This is a genomic window from Rhodoligotrophos sp. CJ14 (assembly GCF_038811545.1).
GTDB lineage: Bacteria > Pseudomonadota > Alphaproteobacteria > Rhizobiales > Im1 > Rhodoligotrophos > Rhodoligotrophos ferricapiens.
Window position 1 is genome coordinate 950,786 of sequence record NZ_CP133319.1, and the last position, 18,406, is coordinate 969,191.

General features: G+C 60.5%; 22 protein-coding genes. 9 read left to right on the plus strand and 13 right to left on the minus strand.

The features are described 5' to 3' along the window. The first annotated feature begins 11 nt into the window (after window positions 1-11). Both aat and RCF49_RS04345 read left to right on the plus strand, forming a co-directional pair. Complete coding sequence (aat, locus tag RCF49_RS04340) at window positions 12-677, plus strand: leucyl/phenylalanyl-tRNA--protein transferase (RefSeq protein WP_342642819.1); 666 nt, start codon at window positions 12-14, stop codon at window positions 675-677. Window positions 678-685: 8 nt separating this feature from the next. After that, on the plus strand, window positions 686-1,621 hold the full coding sequence (locus tag RCF49_RS04345) for a DUF817 domain-containing protein (protein WP_342642820.1): 936 nt from the start codon (window positions 686-688) through the stop codon (window positions 1,619-1,621). Here the strand turns inward: RCF49_RS04345 and dusA are convergent. Beyond that, the gene (gene dusA / locus RCF49_RS04350) at window positions 1,551-2,543 is read right to left on the minus strand and encodes a tRNA dihydrouridine(20/20a) synthase DusA (protein ID WP_432807388.1); all 993 of its coding nucleotides are present in this window, start codon (window positions 2,541-2,543) and stop codon (window positions 1,551-1,553) included. The genes RCF49_RS04345 and dusA overlap by 71 nt on opposite strands. A 299-nt stretch (window positions 2,544-2,842) precedes the next feature. After that, a complete protein-coding gene (locus RCF49_RS04355) occupies window positions 2,843-3,703 on the minus strand; it encodes a JAB domain-containing protein (protein ID WP_342642822.1) in 861 nt (286 codons plus the stop codon). Between the two features lie 389 nt (window positions 3,704-4,092). Between RCF49_RS04355 and RCF49_RS04360 the strand changes: the two genes are divergently transcribed. Both RCF49_RS04360 and RCF49_RS04365 read left to right on the plus strand, forming a co-directional pair. Further along, complete coding sequence (locus RCF49_RS04360) at window positions 4,093-4,425, plus strand: YxeA family protein (protein ID WP_342642823.1); 333 nt, start codon at window positions 4,093-4,095, stop codon at window positions 4,423-4,425. Between the two features lie 280 nt (window positions 4,426-4,705). Next, window positions 4,706-5,260: a DinB family protein gene (locus RCF49_RS04365; RefSeq protein WP_342642824.1), complete on the plus strand. Its 555-nt coding sequence runs from the start codon at window positions 4,706-4,708 to the stop codon at window positions 5,258-5,260. A 213-nt stretch (window positions 5,261-5,473) separates the two neighbouring features. Here RCF49_RS04365 and RCF49_RS04370 read toward each other — a convergent pair whose 3' ends face one another. The 4 genes from RCF49_RS04370 to RCF49_RS04385 form a co-directional block, all read right to left on the minus strand. Next, window positions 5,474-5,872, minus strand: coding sequence for a VOC family protein (locus RCF49_RS04370; protein WP_342642825.1), 399 nt, complete (start codon window positions 5,870-5,872; stop codon window positions 5,474-5,476). 139 nt (window positions 5,873-6,011) lie between these two features. After that, window positions 6,012-6,644 carry a 2-hydroxychromene-2-carboxylate isomerase gene (locus RCF49_RS04375; protein ID WP_342642826.1) on the minus strand — a complete coding sequence of 211 codons (633 nt, stop codon included), beginning with the start codon at window positions 6,642-6,644 and terminating at the stop codon, window positions 6,012-6,014. Next, window positions 6,641-8,296, minus strand: a complete 1,656-nt coding sequence (locus RCF49_RS04380; protein ID WP_342642827.1) for an AMP-binding protein — start codon at window positions 8,294-8,296, stop codon at window positions 6,641-6,643. The genes RCF49_RS04375 and RCF49_RS04380 overlap by 4 nt, the downstream gene beginning before the upstream one ends. Next, on the minus strand, window positions 8,293-8,895 hold the full coding sequence (locus RCF49_RS04385) for a TetR/AcrR family transcriptional regulator (protein WP_342642828.1): 603 nt from the start codon (window positions 8,893-8,895) through the stop codon (window positions 8,293-8,295). Before RCF49_RS04385 ends, RCF49_RS04380 begins: the two co-directional genes overlap by 4 nt. A 220-nt stretch (window positions 8,896-9,115) precedes the next feature. Between RCF49_RS04385 and RCF49_RS04390 the strand changes: the two genes are divergently transcribed. Further along, window positions 9,116-9,484: an antibiotic biosynthesis monooxygenase family protein gene (locus RCF49_RS04390; protein WP_342642829.1), complete on the plus strand. Its 369-nt coding sequence runs from the start codon at window positions 9,116-9,118 to the stop codon at window positions 9,482-9,484. On the opposite strand, the gene RCF49_RS04395 is transcribed toward RCF49_RS04390, so the two are convergent. The 5 genes from RCF49_RS04395 to RCF49_RS04415 all read right to left on the minus strand — a co-directional run bounded on the left by RCF49_RS04395 (window position 9,481) and on the right by RCF49_RS04415 (window position 14,044). Continuing rightward, the gene (locus RCF49_RS04395; protein WP_342642830.1) at window positions 9,481-10,215 is read right to left on the minus strand and encodes an ABC transporter ATP-binding protein; all 735 of its coding nucleotides are present in this window, start codon (window positions 10,213-10,215) and stop codon (window positions 9,481-9,483) included. The two genes, RCF49_RS04390 and RCF49_RS04395, sit on opposite strands and share 4 nt — an antisense overlap. Beyond that, window positions 10,212-10,970, minus strand: a complete 759-nt coding sequence (locus RCF49_RS04400) for an ABC transporter ATP-binding protein (RefSeq protein WP_342642831.1) — start codon at window positions 10,968-10,970, stop codon at window positions 10,212-10,214. Before RCF49_RS04400 ends, RCF49_RS04395 begins: the two co-directional genes overlap by 4 nt. A gap of 3 nt (window positions 10,971-10,973) precedes the next feature. Then, complete coding sequence (locus tag RCF49_RS04405) at window positions 10,974-11,861, minus strand: branched-chain amino acid ABC transporter permease (protein WP_342642832.1); 888 nt, start codon at window positions 11,859-11,861, stop codon at window positions 10,974-10,976. Then, window positions 11,858-12,733 (minus strand): branched-chain amino acid ABC transporter permease, encoded by an 876-nt coding sequence (locus RCF49_RS04410; RefSeq protein WP_342642833.1) that lies wholly within the window; start codon window positions 12,731-12,733, stop codon window positions 11,858-11,860. Before RCF49_RS04410 ends, RCF49_RS04405 begins: the two co-directional genes overlap by 4 nt. Before the next feature lie 81 nt (window positions 12,734-12,814). Further along, the gene (locus tag RCF49_RS04415; protein ID WP_342642834.1) at window positions 12,815-14,044 is read right to left on the minus strand and encodes an ABC transporter substrate-binding protein; all 1,230 of its coding nucleotides are present in this window, start codon (window positions 14,042-14,044) and stop codon (window positions 12,815-12,817) included. Between the two features lie 220 nt (window positions 14,045-14,264). On the opposite strand from RCF49_RS04415, the gene RCF49_RS04420 reads away from it, so the two are divergent. From RCF49_RS04420 to RCF49_RS04430, 3 genes are all read left to right on the plus strand, one after another. Then, entirely contained in the window at window positions 14,265-15,008 is a 744-nt protein-coding gene (locus RCF49_RS04420) for a GntR family transcriptional regulator (protein ID WP_342642835.1), read from the plus strand. 163 nt (window positions 15,009-15,171) lie between these two features. Next, window positions 15,172-15,522: a hypothetical protein gene (locus RCF49_RS04425; protein ID WP_342642836.1), complete on the plus strand. Its 351-nt coding sequence runs from the start codon at window positions 15,172-15,174 to the stop codon at window positions 15,520-15,522. A 93-nt stretch (window positions 15,523-15,615) separates the two neighbouring features. Further along, on the plus strand, window positions 15,616-16,170 hold the full coding sequence (locus RCF49_RS04430) for a copper chaperone PCu(A)C (protein WP_342642837.1): 555 nt from the start codon (window positions 15,616-15,618) through the stop codon (window positions 16,168-16,170). Between the two features lie 66 nt (window positions 16,171-16,236). Here the strand turns inward: RCF49_RS04430 and RCF49_RS04435 are convergent, their stop codons facing one another. Next, window positions 16,237-17,013, minus strand: a complete 777-nt coding sequence (locus tag RCF49_RS04435) for a VOC family protein (protein ID WP_342642838.1) — start codon at window positions 17,011-17,013, stop codon at window positions 16,237-16,239. Window positions 17,014-17,284: 271 nt separating this feature from the next. Beyond that, window positions 17,285-17,836: an SRPBCC domain-containing protein gene (locus RCF49_RS04440; RefSeq protein ID WP_342642839.1), complete on the minus strand. Its 552-nt coding sequence runs from the start codon at window positions 17,834-17,836 to the stop codon at window positions 17,285-17,287. An 80-nt stretch (window positions 17,837-17,916) separates the two neighbouring features. Between RCF49_RS04440 and RCF49_RS04445 the strand changes: the two genes are divergently transcribed. Further along, window positions 17,917-18,387: a MarR family winged helix-turn-helix transcriptional regulator gene (locus tag RCF49_RS04445; protein WP_342642840.1), complete on the plus strand. Its 471-nt coding sequence runs from the start codon at window positions 17,917-17,919 to the stop codon at window positions 18,385-18,387. The last annotated feature ends 19 nt before the right edge of the window (window positions 18,388-18,406 follow it).

Sequence of the window (18,406 nt, forward strand, 5' to 3'; positions counted from 1 at the left end):
AACCGTCGGTCATGAGCACAATCACCCCCCAGATCCTGCTCAAGGCCTATGCGGCCGGTATTTTTCCCATGGCGGAGAGCGCTGATGACAGCGCGCTCTATTGGATCGACCCGGAGCGACGCGGCATCATTCCCCTCGATGCCTTCCACGTGCCGCGACGGCTGAAGCGCACCATCCGCCAGCGTAACTTCGAAATTCGCATTGATACGGATTTTCCCGGCGTCATCGGCGCCTGCGCCGAATCAAAGCCGGGGCGGCGCTCCACCTGGATCAATGACCGGATCCGCGCCCTTTATGGGCAATTGTTCCAGCTGGGCTATTGCCACACCATCGAATGCTGGCGCGAGAACCGCCTGGTCGGCGGCCTTTACGGGGTGCGCGTGGGCGCTGCCTTTTTCGGGGAGAGCATGTTCTCCAGGGAACGGGATGCGAGCAAGGTCGCCCTGGTCCATCTCGTTGCCCGACTGAATGCCGGCGGCTTCGTGCTGCTCGACACCCAGTTCGTCACCAGCCATCTCAGCACCTTCGGCGCCTGCGAGGTGAGCCGGGAGGAATATCGCTGCATGCTGGACGAGGCGCTCTGTATGCAAGGCGATTTTCGCCTGTTCAATGAGGATTATGATCCCGAAGCCGTGCTGGCCCTCGCCACACCGCTGATGCCCGCCGAGACGATCTGAGGCTCGGGATGGCACCGAGGCGCCACCCGCCGCAACATCAGGCGAGCGCCGTCTACAACTGGCCGCTGCTCACCCCGCTTCTTGCAACCGATGCAGCCATTGCTGCCTGGGCCGGACGCAACGGCCCGCTCGCGGTCTTCGCTTATGAATTCGTGCGCTTTGGGGTGAAGCAGGCCTGGGCATGCCTGTTCGGTGCCATCATGCTCGCCCTCATCCTGCTGACCGCGTTTTTCTATCCGGCAGACGCCGCCCTGCCCCGCTATGATGTCCTCACGCTCGCAGCCCTTGCCGTGCAGATCGCACTGATCGCCAGCCGGATGGAGACGCTGGACGAGGCCAAGGTGATCCTGATCTATCACATGGTCGGCACGGTGATGGAGATCTTCAAGACCGCCAAGGGCTCATGGATCTATCCCGAGGCAGCGTATTTGCGCATTGCCGGCGTCCCGCTCTTTACCGGCTTCATGTATGCCTGCGTGGGCAGCTATATCGCGAGGGCTTGGCGCCTGTTTGATTTCCGCTTCACGGCGCATCCTCCGCTCTGGGCCACCTGCACCTTGGCCGCGGCAATCTACATCAACTTCTTCGCCCATCATTATACGGCTGACATAAGGCTCGCGCTGTTTGCGGCAACCGCCCTGCTGTTTGGCCGCTGTTGGATCTATTTCAAGATCCATCGGCATTACCGGTGCATGCCGCTCATCCTCGGCTTTTTCCTCGTTGCCCTCTTCATCTGGTTCGCGGAGAACCTTGGAACCTTCACCCGCACCTGGGTCTATCCCAGCCAATCCGTGCAGTGGAACATGGTGGCGCCAGCAAAGCTTGGCTCCTGGTTCCTGCTGATGATCATTTCCTATGTCTTGGTGACGCTGATCAACCGGCCGGAACCAGTTCGGATTGAGGCCGCAGGCTCTCAGCGCGCGCTGCCCGATGCCGAAGGATGAGCGAGAGCGCATCCTGAACCACGGCAATTCCCGCACCCGGTTTATGGGCATTCTCGCTCAAATGCCGCCGCCAGGCGCGCCCGCCGGCGACGCCATTGAAGAGACCGAGAATATGCCGGGTCATGGCATTGAGCGGCACACCTGCCTCGATCTGGCGCGCCACATAGGGCAGGAAGTGTTCCACTACCCCTTCCCGGCTGATGACCGGTGTCTTTGCCCCGAAAATGCGCTGATCGACCTCTGCGAGCATATAGGGGTTCTGATAAGCGGCACGCCCCACCATGACCCCGTCTATGCGATCAAGCTGGCGCAGGGCCTCGTCCACCGTCTGGATGCCGCCATTGATGCTGATCGTGAGATGAGGACGCGCCTGCTTGAGCCGATGCACCCGCCCGTAATTGAGCGGGGGGATCTCGCGATTTTCTTTGGGGCTCAGCCCCTTTAACCAGGCCTTGCGGGCATGGACGATGAACTCTGTGCAACCGGCATCCGCAACAAGGCCAACGAACCGATCGAGCGCTTCGTCCTCGTCCTGGTCATCGATCCCGATCCGGCATTTGATGGTGACAGGCACGGAAACCGCTGCCTGCATTGCCGCGAAACATTCGGCCACGAGCTGAGGTTCCGCCATCAGGCATGCACCGAACCGCCCTGACTGGACCCGATCGGATGGGCAGCCCACATTGAGATTGATGGCGTCATAGCCGAAATCGGCGCCAATCCTGGCGGCCTCCGCCAACAAGGACGGATCGCTGCCGCCAAGCTGCAGCGCGACCGGGTGCTCGGCCTCATCGAACCCAAGCAACCGCTGGCGGTCGCCATGAATGACAGCCTGCGCCGTCACCATTTCCGTATAGAGCAGGGCGTGCGTCGAGATCTGCCGCAGAAAGACGCGGCAATGCCGGTCCGTCCACTCCATCATGGGCGCGATGGAGAACCACCCGGGCCGGATATCCGCCGGATCTATCGCCTTTCCCGGGATATCTGGCTGGTTAACGCTGCTCATCTCCATCCACTCTAGTGCCATCACTCGCCGTTCGAATGCACGACAACATATGTCGTGGCGATGGGATCTTCACCTGATCCCGCCATGGAGCTGGCGCGGTCGATAGCTCATCCGATGCGCGCCAGATCCTGTGCTTTCCCGAGCCCCCGCCGGCCCTCTAGAGCGTTTTCACTTTTCTCTCAACCGCGAAACCGCCTCCCAAGTCCTTGCTCACACTAATTGGCAAGAAGCTCCAAACTGGTCTCTGAGAATAGTCCCAGACGCCGAAAGCTCGCGCATATCTCAGGGGCCACGATGATATGGTCAAGCACCTCTATGCCCAAAGGCTTGAGGCAATGAACGATAGATCGCGTCATCTGAATGTCATTGTTGGAGGGCGTCGGATCCCCTGATGGATGATTATGGACAAGCACAATGGCGCTGGCGCCCAACTCCAGCGCACGGCGCGCGATCTCCCTTGGATAAGCCGCGACGTGATTTACGGTCCCGATCTGCTGCACTTCGTCGGCGATGAGGTGATAGCGACTATTGAAGCAGAGCAAGCGGAACTGCTCTCGCGGCAAATGGGCCATACGGATCTTACAATATTCCACGATCTCGCTGTGACACTTCATGGCAGGTCGTTTTGCCAACCGCGCCCGCGAGACGCGGCAGCAAACCTCAAGCATGATCCGCAATTCCTGGCAGATCCTTTGCATTACGGGCGTCGGATTGGCGAGCCTCTCACATTCGTGAAGCGCGAGGCCCAGATTCTTGTATTTTTCAAAGATCCAATCCGCCGCTGCAAATGCATCCCCGTCGGGAAACACGCGATAGACAATGTATTCCCACAGCTGGCGATCGCTCATGTGCTCCGTGTTTACATCTGGAATAAAGGAGACCCTGATCGAATTGCGATCGTCATCATCGACTATGCCCTCCATTTTGCCCCCCAGCTCGCACCAAGATATAGGCTGCTTGCGAGGGAATTTTTGATCCAGATTAGGTAATAATGTCAAACTGATGGCAAGAACATCTGTGCCGGAGCAGGAATACCCGGGATGGAGAGCGAATGATGCTCGACCATCAGTTAACACAAGCGCCTGTCGGAGCCTAGACCCTTAGCTGTTCGAGTGAATAATTGTTCAATGTGCAGAGCACTATTCATCGGATCGACGATTCATCCGACCTAAATGTGTGGACAACAATGTTGATAGCGAGTGATGACACAGTTTTTTACAAACTAAAAGTCGGAACCTGCCATTTTCCTCTTGCCAGCCCAGGCGCAACGGCGCGGTGGCTTGCCTCCCACAGGCCAACACCAGGCGGGAAGAGAGGATCATCGATCTCGATAATCCAATCCGCGATACCCCGCTGCTCGTCTCGGCCAGACCTCCAAATCCCGGCGCGATTTCGTCTCAGAGCTGCCGGAGTTGATCCGCATTTCTCGGAAACATCGCCTGCGTTCCCGAGGAGTGTCTTTCATATGAAGTATATTGGCGCATACATCGCGTTCTTACTCGGCATTATAGCGCTCGTTTACATTGGAATTACCCATTTCATCAAACCGTTTTACTGCTACGCGAGCGTCGCTCATAGCCGAGATGTATTCGTGCTCAGCACGGGTGACTACAGGTACGTTTTTTCCTGCTATACAGAAGATGGTGACGAGATCTCTAACAAAGTGTTCTTCTCGACGGAACAGCTTCCCGACGATATGTATCTGAAGATCACAACCGATTTTGATCACACGCAGATTGATTGGGAGGCCGTCAGCCTTGACGACATCCCTCCGGCGGCAAGGAAAAGGCTACAGTAGATTGTGAAGCAACGATCCAACTGCTCCGCACTTTGCCGATCCGTCGACCAGATCCGTAAGCTGAAGCATTTTCGAGCGAAGTGGATACGGGCTCGCGTGAAGAAAATGCGACGAAGCAAGACTTGGATGGGTTTCTCGATTCAAGAAAAAGCGGAAACGCTCTAGATCGGTGCTGCGTCTTCATTGGCGGTTGACAATTTCCTTTGGCAGCCGCAACTTGCGCGGAACTTAGTATATTGCTGTCCAGCTTTCCTTATCTGATCTCTGATGAGGCCTCTCCATGCTGAAATGGCTGCAAATGTTGGCCGAGTATAATCACTGGGCAAACGAGCGGCTGTACGAAGCGAGCTCCAAACTGTCCGATACCCAATATCGCGAGGACCGCGGCGCTTTCTTTGCCTCCATGCATGGCACGCTCAACCATCTTCTCATCGGCGATCGGATTTGGCTGAGCCGGTTCGTTGGAGGCAAGAATGAGCCGCGCGAGCTCGACGGTATTCTCTTCGAGAGTTTTCAGGATCTCTGGCAGGCGCGGCGGCAGGAGGATGCGCGCATCAAGGCCTATATTGCCTCCCTTGATGAGCCCAAGCTCACGGCCACAATTACTTACCGGACCACGCGAAGCCCTACGGTCATCGAACAGGAGCTCGGGCCCCTGCTTGTTCACTTCTTCAATCATCAGACACACCATCGAGGACAGGCCCACTGCATCCTCACAGGATTGACCGGAGAGGCCCCTTCGCTCGATCTATTCGTTTATCAGCGGGAAACGGGCGACAGTATAATCAGAGGACATGGCAACCTGTCGCGTGCACCTGAGCGCCGTCCCGGTTGAGAGCTGGCATCCGAGGGATCCCTGATCTGACCGGATTAGCCTGATCAACGGACATTCGCCACTCGACCCTGCGGCGGATAAGCTGGCGTCTGCTCCATAGACACATCAAGTCCAATGTGCACGAGCACAGCAAGAGATACGGCTCATCAGCCCCGCGCCCGGCCCGTCTGGTGGGCGCGGGCCGGAGGCATCCCCGTTCAGCGTTGCGAAAGATCACGTCTCTCTTGTGGCGATCCACCAGATATTGCCCGCCGGATCCTTGATGGCGCCTCGCCGGTCCTCATCGCCCTTGCGCTCCGGCTCCTGAACGGGTTCCGCCCCGTGCGCAATGGCACGGCGATAGGTGGCATCGACATCCGGAACATAGACATGAAGCCAGATCGGAAACGCCGGATATTCCGGCGTGGCCTGCGAGAGCATCACCACACTGTCCCCGATCCTGACCTCCGCATGCATGATGCTGCCATCCTCGCGGGCAAGCGACATCAGCATTGATGCATCGAAGATGTCGGTCATGAAGGCGATCATCGCCTCGGCGTCATTGGCCATGAGATAGACCGAAATATCCGGATGCCCGGCAGGCTTATACCGCGCGCTTGAGACCTCGTTCATTGCTCGCCTTCCCTTCTGAGATCAAGCCACTGTTCTCGAAACTGGGGTTCGCCGGATAGGTTGCGCAGGGGCGAAGCTATGGCGCCACGGCAAGGGGGCATGGGATTCGGCACCCGCTCTGCTGCGGCACCCCCGGCGGCTATTCCGCTGCGGCATCGCTTGTCGGCGCCGGCCCCGCCTTGCTCCGCTCTTCCAACCGCTCGATCAATAAGTCGATGCGGTCACCGCCCCAGAACAGCTCGCCATCAAGCATCATGGTCGGCACGCCAAACACCCCTTGCGCCTCCGCCTCGTCGATGATCCGGTCATGCTCCTCGCGTGCAGGGCCTTGCGCGTAAGCTTTATAGGCCTCTGCATCACCCCCTACTCCCGCAATGAGCGCCGCCATCTCGTCGATGTTCTCCACATCGAGCTCATGCTTCCAGAACTTCTCGAAAACCAGATCGTGATAGGGCCGGAAAAAGCCATGGCGCTGGGCAAACAGCATGCCGACGCTCGAGAGGTAGGAATTATAGATCTTCCTTGGGCCCTTCAGCACCAATCCCTGTTTATTGGCATAGCGCCGGGCATCCATGTAGCAATAGCGCACCTTTCGCCAGTAATGGGGCGAACGCTCCTCGACCGAGCCCAGATAATCGGCAATGCGCAGCGAATAGGGCCGCCAGTCAAGCTTAACCCCGTGGCTCTCCTCGAGCGCGAACAGAGGCTTGTTGGCGACGAACGCATAGGGGCTGATATAATCCGTATAGACCTGGACGACCGGCTTCATCATGGCTGCCTCGTTGAGATATCGCTGTATTTATCTGCGCGGATCTGAATGCCGGCGCGCTCCCTGTCCCAGGTATCGGGCGTGAGCCCTTCTGCGCGCAGCACGTGCTTTTCGACCTTTGCCGTCGGTGTCTTGGGCAAGTCATCGATGATGCGGAGATAGCGCGGCACCATGAAATGCGGCACCCGCCCGCGCATGAACTCGGTGATTTCAGCGGGATCGATCCTGGCGCCAGCAACCGGTGAGATCACCGCCAATACCTCATCCTCCCCGTGTTCGCTGGGGACCGCAACGGCTGCCGCCTCGCGAATGGCGGGATGAGCCGTGAGCTCGACCTCGACCTCATAGGACGAGATGTTTTCACCGCGGCGGCGGATCGTATCTTTCAGGCGATCAACGAAGCGGAAGTCGCCGTCCTCGTCCTCGATGAAGGCATCACCCGTGTGGAACCAGCCATTGCGCCACGCCGCGGCCGTAGCCTCCGGATCGTTGTTATAGCCATGGTTCATCGCCCACGGCGCTCTCGTGCGAATGATGAGTTGCCCCACCGCGCCCCGCGGCACCGGACAATCATGCTCATCAACGAGCCGAAGCTCCACCCCCTGACGCGGGCGCCCGCAAACATTCGCCTTGCCCGGATTGGCGCCGGAGATGAGCGGCGTACTGATCTCCGTCATGTTGAACAAAGTATAGAAATCAACCCCGAAGCGCTCCCGGAATGCTGGCCCGCTGCTGCCGAGCGGCACGATGATGACCATACGCAGCGGATGATCGCGGTCATTGGCACTTGGCGGCTGCTTCAGGAGAAAGGTGGCCATGGTGCCAAGCAGGAATACGGCAGTGACCTCGAGCTCGCGCACGGTGCTCCAGAAGCTTGCCGTCTTGAAACCCTCGACCACCGCGATGGATGCACCAACACACAGGGCGACACAGGAAAGGAACGCGCCGCCGATGTGAAAGATCGGCATATGCAGGAGATGCCGGTCATCGGCCCGCGTGCAGGTCCATGTGCCCGGGCTCATGGAGGAATAGCTGTGCATGTAGGACGACAGCACGCCCTTCGAGCGGCCTGTCGTGCCAGACGTATAGATGATCGATTGCAGATCCCAGGGTTGAATGGGTCGCTCGAGCGCCGGTACCGCATCGGCATCTCCATCGAGGATATCCCACCTGTCGATTGCAACATTCTCAGCCGCAGGAAGCGGCGCATCCCGGCCAGCGACGACAATTCTGGCAAGGACAGCGGGCCGTTCGGCAAGCACCCGTGCCAGGGCATCAGGATGGACAAGCGCCAGAGCAGCCCCTGCATTGGCAAGCACATGCGGGAGGATCGCGCCGCGATAGGCCGGATTGATGGGCACGAAGGCAGCGCCGAGGTAATTGATCGCAAAGAGCGCCTGCACGGAGGCGGAACAATTGGGCATCATCACGATAACCCTGTCACCCTGCCGCACCCCCAACCGCGCGAGCCCTGCCGCCATCTGGCGGACCCGTCGCAGAGTTTCGGCAAAGCTCCAGCGCGAGCGATCCTCGAACACCGCGAAAGTCTCATCGCCCTTCAATGCCGCGTGCCGTTCGAGCGCATGGCGCAAGACGCAAATCTCGGCGGGGATGACGCCCTGGTCGGCACAGGCTGGCAGGATGTCACTGGTCATGAGCTTGGCCCGTCGGAAGGCGGACGTGCGGATATCACCTCCACGTCAGAGCCAGGCCCGCAGCCGCGCAGCATGGCGAAAGTCGTTTCGCGCAAAGTCCGCCGGAAGCGCTCGACCGTCTCATCGAAGCTTGCCATCCCCAGCATTCTCTGCACGGTCGGCGCCGCTGCCGCGAAATGGGTGATCGCGCCGGTCACATAGAACACGAACATCTCGGCATCGAACGGCCGCACCGACCCATCCGCCTGTCCGCGCTGGATCTGGCCGACATAGCTGCCAATGATCTGTGCTAGGTGCCATTTCCGCGCGGCTTGCGCGCGCACCCGGTTCTCCATGAGCTCGCGCAGCAGCAATTGCGCGTAGTGCTCGTGATCGAAAGCCCAGTCGCAGAAGGCATCCAGCATATCGGCGACCGACTGCGGTTCATCCGCGTGAGCCGCCTTCACATAAGCTTCAAGTGAGGCGGCCAAGCGCTCCAGCACCGCGCCGTAAAGCCGTTCCTTCGAGCCGAAATGGTGGATCAGGCTGGACATGCTGATGCCGATGGCAGCGCTGACATCGCGCAGGCTTGTGCCGGCAAAGCCGCGTTCGGCGAACATGCGCTCTGCTATGACGAGACATTGGGCGCGTGTATCACGCTGGCCATGCGGGCGGCCCGATCGCGCAGCCTGAGCCTCTGTCGCCATGACGAACCCGGATTAATCTATCAATTGATCGATTATTGAGTGAGCCGCGAAACCTGTCAATCGACCAAGATCTCTGCGACCCTGGCCGGGATCGCGTGTTCTAAGTGATGCGAGAGCAGTGAGGAGCTGGACCATGAACAATGATACCCCTCCCAAGATCGCCCGCGTCTGGCGCGGGCGGACCAGGCGTGACGTGGCCGATGAATATGAAGCCTACAATTTCGACATCGGCATCAAGCCACTGATCGAAAGGGCTCTGGGCGTTCAGACCTTTCGCGAGGACCGGGAGGAGTGGACTGAATTCGTCACCATCTCCTACTGGGAGAGTATCGAAGCGATGGCGCGTTTCACGGGTGGCGATCCGACCCGCATTCACCATCTCGATCGCGATGCGGAATTCCTGATCGAACTCCCGGATCGGGTGCAGATCCTCAAGATCCGCTCGAGCTATGGCAATGTTGGCGGGGGCAACGTCAAGCGCTTCGACGCCGGTGAGGACTAGCCGGCAGCGCCATCCTCGGCCATGCCCGCATTGGGTGCCTTGCCCAGATAGACATCGTTCAATTGTGGATCGGCGAGCAGATCCGGACCTGGCGCGGCGAGCACGTTGCGGCCGACCTGCAGGGCGTAAGCATAATCCGACAGCGGCAGCGCCACTTTGACATTCTGCTCGACCAGCAGCACCGCGATGCCTGATCGGGCGATCGCCACAATGCGATCGAAGACCGCTGCAACCACCTGCGGGGCGAGCGCCGCCGAGGGCTCGTCCAGTAGCATGAGCCGCGGCTTGAGGATGAGTGCACGCGCAATGGCCAGCATCTGCCGCTCTCCCCCCGAGAGCACCGATGCCATTTTTCCAAGTCGCGGCTTGAGTTGCGGGAAGAAATTCAGGACAAGCTCGAGCTCGGCCGGTGGCGGCGAAGACTGCACGAGCCGGAAATGTTCGGCAACAGTGAGGCTGGGAAAGATATTCTCGACCTGCGGCACATAGCCGATGCCGGCAGCGACGATATCCTCAACCTCCCGGCCCGCAAGCTCCTCGCCCGCAAAGCGCACGCTGCCGCCGCGCGGCTTCAAAAGCCCCATCACGGCCTTGAGTACAGTCGATTTCCCCGCCCCATTGGGGCCGATCAAAGTGACAATCTTGCCGGCCTCCGCATCAAGCGAAACGCCGTGCAGGATGTTGGTATCGCCATAACCGGCGACGAGATCGCGAACTTCCAGCAGGCTCATGCGGGCGCGCTCCCGAGATAGGCACTGAGCACGCGAGGATCGCGCTGCACCTCGGCAGGTGTTCCCTCCAGCAGAATGGAGCCCTCGACCAGCACGCAGATCCGGTCGCTGATCTCCATGATCGCTTCGATATCATGCTCGATGATGAGCACGCAGATACCCGCTGTGCGCAGGCCTTTGAGATGTGCGACGAGCTGGTCGCGCAAGGCTGGCGCGACGCCCGCGAAGGGCTCATCGATCAGCAGCACCCTTGGGTTCACCATGAGCGTGCGCCCGAGCTCGAGCAGCTTCTTCTGCCCGCCCGACAACGCCCGCGCTTGGTTATCGGCAACGGCCGCGAGGTTGAGACGCTGCAGCATCTCCTCGGCCCGGCGCGTGACTTCACCTTCGTGCTGGGCGGTGCGTCGCCAGAAGACAAGCGCGGCCAGAATGCTCTCATCCGTCATCTGCGAGCCCGCGACACGCAGATTATCGAGCACGGTAAGGTCCCCGAACTCGCGCGGCACCTGAAACGTGCGCACGAGCCCGCGGGCTGCGACAAGATCCGGCCGCAGCCCATCGAGCCTCTCGCCATCGAGCATGACCGAGCCGGCATCGGGCTTGAGGAAGCCGCTGATCGCGGAAAACAGTGTGCTTTTGCCGGCGCCATTCGGCCCGATAATGCCGGTAATCGTTCCAGGCTGCGCCTCGAGCGAGATGCCCTGCAGGACTTTGAGCCCGCCGAAGCTCTTGTGGATGTTCTCGACCCTGAGCATCGCCTAACCCCTTCTGCTGGAAGGGGGAAGGAGCCCAGCGGGGCGGAACAGCATGCACAGCACCAGGGCGGCGCCAATCAGCATGAAGCGCAACGCACCGAGCTGCGAGCCATCGAGCGACAGCCCGAGATCGTTGAGGAAACGCGTGCCTTCGAGGAACAGGATCAAGAGGAACGTGCCGAGGATCGTTCCGAGATTGCTGCCGCTCCCGCCGATAATGACCGCGATCCAGACGTTGAAGGTCACCTCTGGCGTGAATTGCTCTGGCGAGATGAAGGTGAGGTAATGGGCATAGAAGGCACCCGCGAGCCCTGCAATCGCCGCACCGAGCACCAGTGAGCGGGTTTTGAAGCTCACGATATTCTTGGCCAGCGCTGCCGCCGCCATCTCATTGTCGCGGATGGCGCGCAAGGCTCGGCCGAACGGGGCGCGGGTTAAACGCTCCAGCAAGAGGAACACGATCGCCACGGCAATGAGCAGCGCCACCATGATGGCAACCCCGCGCTCGGCGGCTGGCAGAGAGGAGAACAGGCTGGGGATCCCCGGCACTCCGGAAGGGCCGCGTGTCAGCCACATTTCATTCTCGAGCACGCTGCGCACCACTTCACTGAACCCTATGGCGATGATGGCGAGGTAATCCTCCTTCAACGTGACTGTCAGCCGGCCGAGTGGCCAGGCGGCAGCCCCCGCCAGCACCATCGCTGCCGCCATGCACAAGGGGATCGGCCAGCCCGCCAGCGACAGGAGGCCGGACGTATAGGCGCCGATCGCGAAAGAGGCGACATGGCCGAAATTGATGAGCCCGGTCTGCCCCCATTGCAGGTTCAGCGCCAGCCCGAGCAGCACATAGATGAGGCCGATAATGGCGATGGCGACGAGATAGCTGATCATTTGGCGACCGCCTTGGTGCCGAACAGGCCTTGCGGCCTGATCAGCAGAACGAGCACGATGACCCCGAAAATGGCGGCGGTGCGATAGGTGGGCAGCCAATAAATGGCGGCAAGCTCACCCACGATGCCGATGATGAGCGCTCCCGCAAGTGTCCCGGTCACGCTGCCGACGCCCCCGAAGATGACGGCGGCAAAGGTGGGCAGCAGCAATTGCCAACCAAGATAAGGCGTGAGCACCGCCTTGATGCCGAGCAGGATGCCGCCAAGGCCCGCAAGCGCTGCCCCGATCAGCCACATCCACGAGATGACCCGCTCCGAGGCAACACCCGCCACCCGCGCAAGGCTCGGATTGTCCGACACTGCGCGCAATGCGCGTCCAAAGGCGGTGTAGCGCAACGTCATATGTAGGGCGATGAAGACGGCAAGCGTCGCCACGATGATCATGAGATCATAGGGCGAGATGCGGAAACCAGCGAAGCGATAGGCACGCATCAGCGGCAGCTCGAAGGCGAGCTGGTTGCTGCCCCAAATGAACGTCACGAAATAGCGCAGGAAGAACGCAACGCCCACTGACGCAATGATGAGCGTGATGGCGCGCTCGTGCCGCAGGCGCCGATAGACCAGCCTATAGGTCAAGAAACCGAGCGCTGCGACCGCAACGACGCCGATGGCGACCGCGAGGGGAAACGGGAACGCGAGCGTTGAGGCAAACAGCAAGGTGACATAGGCGCCAATCGTGGCCAGGTCCACGTGAGCGACATTCACGAAGCGCGATATGCGAAAGACGAGCGACAGGCCCACCGCCACCAGCGCCACGATCGCGCCGGTCGATATGCCATCGATCACCATCTGCAAGAACAGGTGGAGGTTCATGGGGCTCTAGGCTCTTACACGATTGGATGCGGATAACGCGGGGGACATTGCGTCCGCATCCGCTCGCGTCAGACATGAAGGCTAAGCCTTCACCGGCCCCTTCAGCTCGAGCTTGCCATTCTCGGCGATCCAGTAGCCGAAATAGGGCTTGGCCTCTCCGGTCTCGTCGAAATTCATATTGCCGCCGACGCCCTCGTAATCGATCTGCTCGCCGGCGCGAATGGCATCGAGCGCCTCTTTGATCGTATAAACCTTCTTGCCGGGCGGGCTCGCCACCTCGCGGATCTTCTTCCGGAACTCCTCCGCAACCGCGCTCTTGGCCGCCTCGATCGCCAGCGCGCATGTCACCACCATGTCATAGCCCATGGCCGAGAACGGGTTGGCGAGCACCGGTTGGCCCGTCTCCTTCTCGTAACGCTCCTTGAAGGCCGCATAGGCGGGCGAGTCTGAATTGGGAATGGCGCCGACCGAGACGATGCCTTCCGCAGCCTCCGCCCCGACCGCCTGGACGAGAGCGGGAGACACCGCCCAGATCGGGCCGATCCACTTGGTCGGCTCGCCCAGCGCGTACCATTCCTTGAGGATGATGGTGGTGTCGGGCAGATAAGAGCCGAGCGCGATCACCTCCGGCTGGGTCGACAGCGCCTTGGTCAGCTCCGCGCGATAGCTGGGCTGGTTGGGATTATAGACGATCACATTGCAGGTGCCGCCAGCCGCCTCAAAGACCCGCTTGAACTCTTCACCAAGAGTAAGGCCGGAAGGATTGTTGAACGCCATGAAGGACGCGTTTTTGTAACCCTGCTGTACGGCATACTGGCCCATCATCTCGCCATAGGCGATATTGGAGCCGGCCACTGGCCAGATCCAGTCGTCCTTCTTCATGTCGCGCAGCTCGGTCGTGCCCGAGAAATTCATGTTCACGACCTTGCTTTCCATGCAGATTGGCGCAACCGCCATGGTCACGCCGCTCGACCAGGTGCCAAGCAGCGTCTGCACGTGATTGACCTCGATCAGCTTCTTGGCCGCCCGCACCCCGGCATCCGGGTCCGACTGGCTGTCCTCGCTATAGAGGCGGATCTTGCGCCCGCCGAGCAGCCCGCCAAGCGCATTGATATCCGCGGCGGCGAACTCCATGGCCTTCTGGGCACCCGGCCCGAAGACGCTCCCCGCTTTGGTAATGGGGCATAAGGTGCCGAGCCGGATCTCCTCGGCATCCTGCGCAAGGCTCACTCTCAAGCCACCGGCCATTGCCGCGGTGAGCGCGCTAAGAGCTGCGCCCCGTTCCAAAAGGTCGCGCCGCGAAATAGACATTGCACCCCCTCCTTATTTGCCTTCTCGGCCTATCTTTGTGCTGAATTGATCATAAGCTCAAGGCAGATAACGTCAAGTGCATACACTTTTGTCTTCAAATTGACTTCCCTATCCCCTTTCTACGATAATAAACCGGTCAGGTGGGAAAGGGTGCCCGGGCCGTTCTGGACCCAAGTGCCGCTCCAAAGCCCGTCCGGAAGGCTGCGCCACACCAGCACATATGAAAGAAAGCGCCAAACCATCCACCCAGCCCGCCAAGGCCTCAGCGCGACGCCGTCGGGCCGATAGTGCCGAGCGCGCCTATGCGATCATTCGCAGGCTCGTCATCGATTTCCGCTTCCGGCCGGATGAGCGCATCAATGAAGTCCAGCTTGCAGCACGGCTCAATCTCAGCCGTACGCCCATCCGCGAGGCGCTGAACCGGCTGGCAAGCGAAGGCTTCTTCATTGTCGCGCCCAATCGTGGCTTCTTCTTTCGCGCGCTTGAGATCGACGATCTGATGCAGCTCTTCGAGTTGCGCGGCGTGATTGAAACCGGAGCATTCCGGCTCGCCTGTACCCGATGGCGCGATCGGGAGCTTGGCGAGCTCGAGCGCTTTTGGGAAGAAGCACAGCAGCGCTACAAATGCGGCGATCCCGACGAAATTCTTGGGCTCGACGAAAGCTTTCACTTACGGCTTGCAGCCCTTTCCGGAAATGAGGAGATCGTCCGCTCCGTCGAAGCCGTGAATGCCCGGATCCGCTTCATCCGCCGCATTCAGATAGAGCGAGGCCACCGCAACCCCGCTATGATGCACGATCATTCCCGCCTGGTTGCCGCGCTTCGCAAACGGGACGCGGAACTCGGCTGCAAGATCCTGCACAATCATATTTCGATGACCTTTGAGGACGCGCGGGTCGCCCTGAAGGAGGCCATCTTTCGCGCATTCAAGCCTGAAAACCAGTCTGCCCCAATCGCGGGATAGCGGGTGCGCTGACCTGTTTCAGGCACGGCGCCGCAGCGGTTAGGCATAATGCCGCTAACCTCCTTCCGCTATTTGCATGCACAGCCCGGAGTGATATGGCCACAGCGGTGCCTGTGAAAGGTCAGCGCTGGTGAGGATGGTTCAACGACAGCCGAAAGCTTGGGTGGCGCTCGCCGTCGCCTATCTGCTGCTCGTCCAGAGCTTGGCGGCGGCCTTCGGGCTTGGTGCGGCGATTGCCGCGCCCGTCCTCCCGCTCGATCCTGCCATATGCACCACGACGCCCCCGGTCGCACCGATCAAGCAGAGCGATCCCGGCCACCCGCCAATTGCGGCCTGCTGCACCCTGATGTGCGGCTTGCTGGCGTCCCCCCTCACCCCGCTCCCGACCGGTCCGTTCACGGCTCCACCGCCCGAAACCATTCTCGGCGCGCTAAATCCTGTCCGGACCACCGGCATCCACCGGAAGGCTGATCGCAAAGCGCGTTTGCCACGCGCACCGCCGGTCCGCCTGTGAAGCGACGACCTCTCACGAGGTCCCTGCCACAACACGCGAATTCCGATGCCGACAACGCAGGCATAAGCCCTGCACGTTCATGGAGCGATGATAATGCTCACCTCACAGCCGGTCCGCAGCTCACAAAGCCATGAGAAGCCTGGCTTGCATAAGCTGGTGCGGCTTTCCGCAGCTCTCGCCTGCACAGCAGCCCTTTATGCGGGCACACTCTCCCAGGCCCACGCGCACGAGTTCAAGCTGGGAACATTGACCATCGATCACCCCTGGTCCCGCGCCACACCGGCCGGTGCGAAAGTTGCTGCAGGATACTTGGTGGTCAGGAATTCAGGCGCTGAACCCGATCGCCTGATCTCCGCAACGGCAGAAGTCGCCGAGACGGCCGAAATCCACGAGATGGGCATGAAGAATGGCATCATGAGCATGCGCGCGATTGCCGAGGGTCTCGAGGTCCCTGCTGGCAGCGAGATGGCGCTGAAACCAGGCGGCTATCATCTGATGCTGCTTGGCCTGAAGCGGCCGCTCCACAAGGGCGAAAAATTTGCCGGCACCCTCACCTTTGAGCATGCTGGCACCGTCTCGATTGAATATGTGGTTGAAGGGGTTGGCTCAACCAACGCCAAGTCCGGGCACAATCAGCACGCACACTGATCATGGAGGTGAGCCGCGGCCCATGCTGCCACGGCTCACCTCTTGACATGTCAAATGCGGGCGCGATCAAGCCGGTGGCGCTGCGACCGAGAAGAACACGCCTTGCGGATCCTTGCATTGCATGATCCATGACCCGCCGGGCACCTGCGCCGGACCATTGAGCACCGCGCCCCCATTCCTGGTCACAATCTCCTGGGCGGTTCGGATCTCCGGCACATTGAAGTAATAGCCCCAGAATGGCTGAGGAATGTCCTTCGGCTTGTTCATCATGCCGCGAATAGGCTGGCCGTTCCAGGCAAAGAGCTGATAGGTTCCCATTTCGCCCATGTCCAGCGCGTCAGCCTTGGTCCAACCGAAGATCTCGGCATAGAACGGGAATACGCTGGCCCAATCTCTGGCCATGAGCTCATGCCATCCCCCATGGCCGGGCGTTCCCAAGGCGACTTGGCCGTAATCTTCACCGCAATCCTTTCCCCGAAACAGGGCGAAGACCGCACCTTGCGGATCGGCCACGACCGCGAACCGGCCGACATCGGGGATATCCGCGGGCTGGCGATGAACCGTCCCGCCTGTCGCGCGAATTCTTGCCGCGGTCGCGTCCACATCATCGGCTGCGATATAGCCGAGCCATCCCGGTTGCGCGCCCGCCTCGCAGGCCTCCGCCGGCAGCGTCATCAGTCCGCCAATAGGGACCTCTCCAGCCTTGAATATCTCGTAGGTGAAGTTGCCGTGCTCGAAGGCATCCATATTCCAGCCAATGAGCTTCCGATAGAATTGGGCTGCAGCCTTGGTATCGGTCGTCATAAGCTCGTACCAGACGAACTTTCCTTGTGCTTGAGACATGCGATTCTCCTCCATTGGGCCGGCCCGACAAGACGTGTCTCCACACGAGTCCTAAATCCTTCGGGCGCGAGCCGGTATCCGCTTCGCTCGAACACGCTCTAACCCATCTCGATATGGGTCGAGCGATCCGATCCGGCAGCCTGGCCCCGTCAGGCAAGATATGCCGCCAATTTGTCAGCACTTTCACTCCAGGTCTCGATGAAGCCCATCCTTTCGTGAGCTTCCCGGTCCGCTGGCGTCCAGTGGCGGGCCTGCACGCAGCCTGGCCCCGTCAAGCAAGATAGGCCGCCAATTTGTCAGCACTTTCACTCCAGGTCTCGACGAAGCCCATCCTTTCGTGAGCTTCCCGGTCCGCTGGCGTCCAGTGGCGGGCCTGCACGATGACCCGCGTGTTAGAACCTAGGTCTTCGAAAGCAACGACCGCCGTCATGAACGGCAAATCGACAGAGGGCACCCATCCCACCTCATAGGCATCGGTAAACACCAGCCGTCGAAGTGGGAGGATCTCGAGGAACACCCCGCTATGGGGGAATTCGCGGCCCCGATCATCCCGCATGACCATGTGGAAGCGCCCGCCTGGGCGCAGATCCACTTCACAGCCATGAATGGTTATGCCCCGCGGCCCCCACCAGAGGGCAAGCTGACGAGGGTCGGTCCAGGCCGCCCAGACAGCCGCGCAGGGAGCGCCATAAAGACGGCGAAAGCATAGCTCGCGAGCAGCCAGCGTGAGCCCACTGCTGCGATCGGCCCTAGAACGGTTTTCTTCGGGCGAGCCGCTGTGGCAAACATGCGCGTTTCCGCCAATGCAATTCTCATCCAGCATACCTGCTCCTGAACGTCGCCTCGCGCTGTTTTCCGCGCTTTTTGCTTGACATTTTGTGTTGATATCAACATTATTAGCCCATGTCAAACGCCATTCAGGTCTCCTTCGAAACAACCCTCCATGTCCGCGATCATTGCCTCTGTCTGCATGTTCAGCGCGCGGCACGGGCTCTGGCCCGTCGCTTCGACGATGCCTTCCGCGGGCTGGACCTGACCAGTGGGCAGTTCTCCCTTCTTATGTCGCTCAATCGGCCGTCACCCCCGAATATGCGTGAGGTGGCCAACCTGCTCGCCATGGATCGCACCACGCTGACCGCTGCCCTCAAACCTCTCGAGCGCCGCGGGCTGGTGACCATTGCTGCCAATCCCAAGGACCGGCGTAGCCGTTTATTGATGCTCACCGGGGCGGGCAAGGCTTTGCTGGCGGAAGCCACGCCGATCTGGATAAGGGTCCATCGCGAGATCGAGGCGCGCCTGCCAACCGACTGTGATCAGCTCCGCAGCATACTCAACGCGGTCTCGGCGCCCGCTCCCGCAGAACGCCAGGGATAGGTCGAAAGGAACGCTCTGT

Coding starts and splice junctions, on each gene's coding strand:
- RCF49_RS04390 (WP_342642829.1), top strand. CDS start 9,116: ATGAACAATGATACCCCTCCCAAGATCGCCCGCGTCTGGCGCGGGCGG.
- RCF49_RS04370 (WP_342642825.1), bottom strand. CDS start 5,872: ATGAACGAGGTCTCAAGCGCGCGGTATAAGCCTGCCGGGCATCCGGAT.
- RCF49_RS04415 (WP_342642834.1), bottom strand. CDS start 14,044: ATGTCTATTTCGCGGCGCGACCTTTTGGAACGGGGCGCAGCTCTTAGC.
- RCF49_RS04385 (WP_342642828.1), bottom strand. CDS start 8,895: ATGTTCGCCGAACGCGGCTTTGCCGGCACAAGCCTGCGCGATGTCAGC.
- RCF49_RS04380 (WP_342642827.1), bottom strand. CDS start 8,296: ATGACCAGTGACATCCTGCCAGCCTGTGCCGACCAGGGCGTCATCCCC.
- RCF49_RS04440 (WP_342642839.1), bottom strand. CDS start 17,836: ATGCTGGATGAGAATTGCATTGGCGGAAACGCGCATGTTTGCCACAGC.
- RCF49_RS04360 (WP_342642823.1), top strand. CDS start 4,093: ATGAAGTATATTGGCGCATACATCGCGTTCTTACTCGGCATTATAGCG.
- RCF49_RS04395 (WP_342642830.1), bottom strand. CDS start 10,215: ATGAGCCTGCTGGAAGTTCGCGATCTCGTCGCCGGTTATGGCGATACC.
- RCF49_RS04410 (WP_342642833.1), bottom strand. CDS start 12,733: ATGAACCTCCACCTGTTCTTGCAGATGGTGATCGATGGCATATCGACC.
- RCF49_RS04405 (WP_342642832.1), bottom strand. CDS start 11,861: ATGATCAGCTATCTCGTCGCCATCGCCATTATCGGCCTCATCTATGTG.
- RCF49_RS04345 (WP_342642820.1), top strand. CDS start 686: ATGGCACCGAGGCGCCACCCGCCGCAACATCAGGCGAGCGCCGTCTAC.
- RCF49_RS04435 (WP_342642838.1), bottom strand. CDS start 17,013: ATGTCTCAAGCACAAGGAAAGTTCGTCTGGTACGAGCTTATGACGACC.
- RCF49_RS04365 (WP_342642824.1), top strand. CDS start 4,706: ATGCTGAAATGGCTGCAAATGTTGGCCGAGTATAATCACTGGGCAAAC.
- RCF49_RS04430 (WP_342642837.1), top strand. CDS start 15,616: ATGCTCACCTCACAGCCGGTCCGCAGCTCACAAAGCCATGAGAAGCCT.
- aat (WP_342642819.1), top strand. CDS start 12: ATGAGCACAATCACCCCCCAGATCCTGCTCAAGGCCTATGCGGCCGGT.
- RCF49_RS04420 (WP_342642835.1), top strand. CDS start 14,265: ATGAAAGAAAGCGCCAAACCATCCACCCAGCCCGCCAAGGCCTCAGCG.
- RCF49_RS04375 (WP_342642826.1), bottom strand. CDS start 6,644: ATGATGAAGCCGGTCGTCCAGGTCTATACGGATTATATCAGCCCCTAT.
- RCF49_RS04400 (WP_342642831.1), bottom strand. CDS start 10,970: ATGCTCAGGGTCGAGAACATCCACAAGAGCTTCGGCGGGCTCAAAGTC.
- dusA (WP_432807388.1), bottom strand. CDS start 2,543: ATGATGGAGTGGACGGACCGGCATTGCCGCGTCTTTCTGCGGCAGATC.
- RCF49_RS04445 (WP_342642840.1), top strand. CDS start 17,917: ATGTCAAACGCCATTCAGGTCTCCTTCGAAACAACCCTCCATGTCCGC.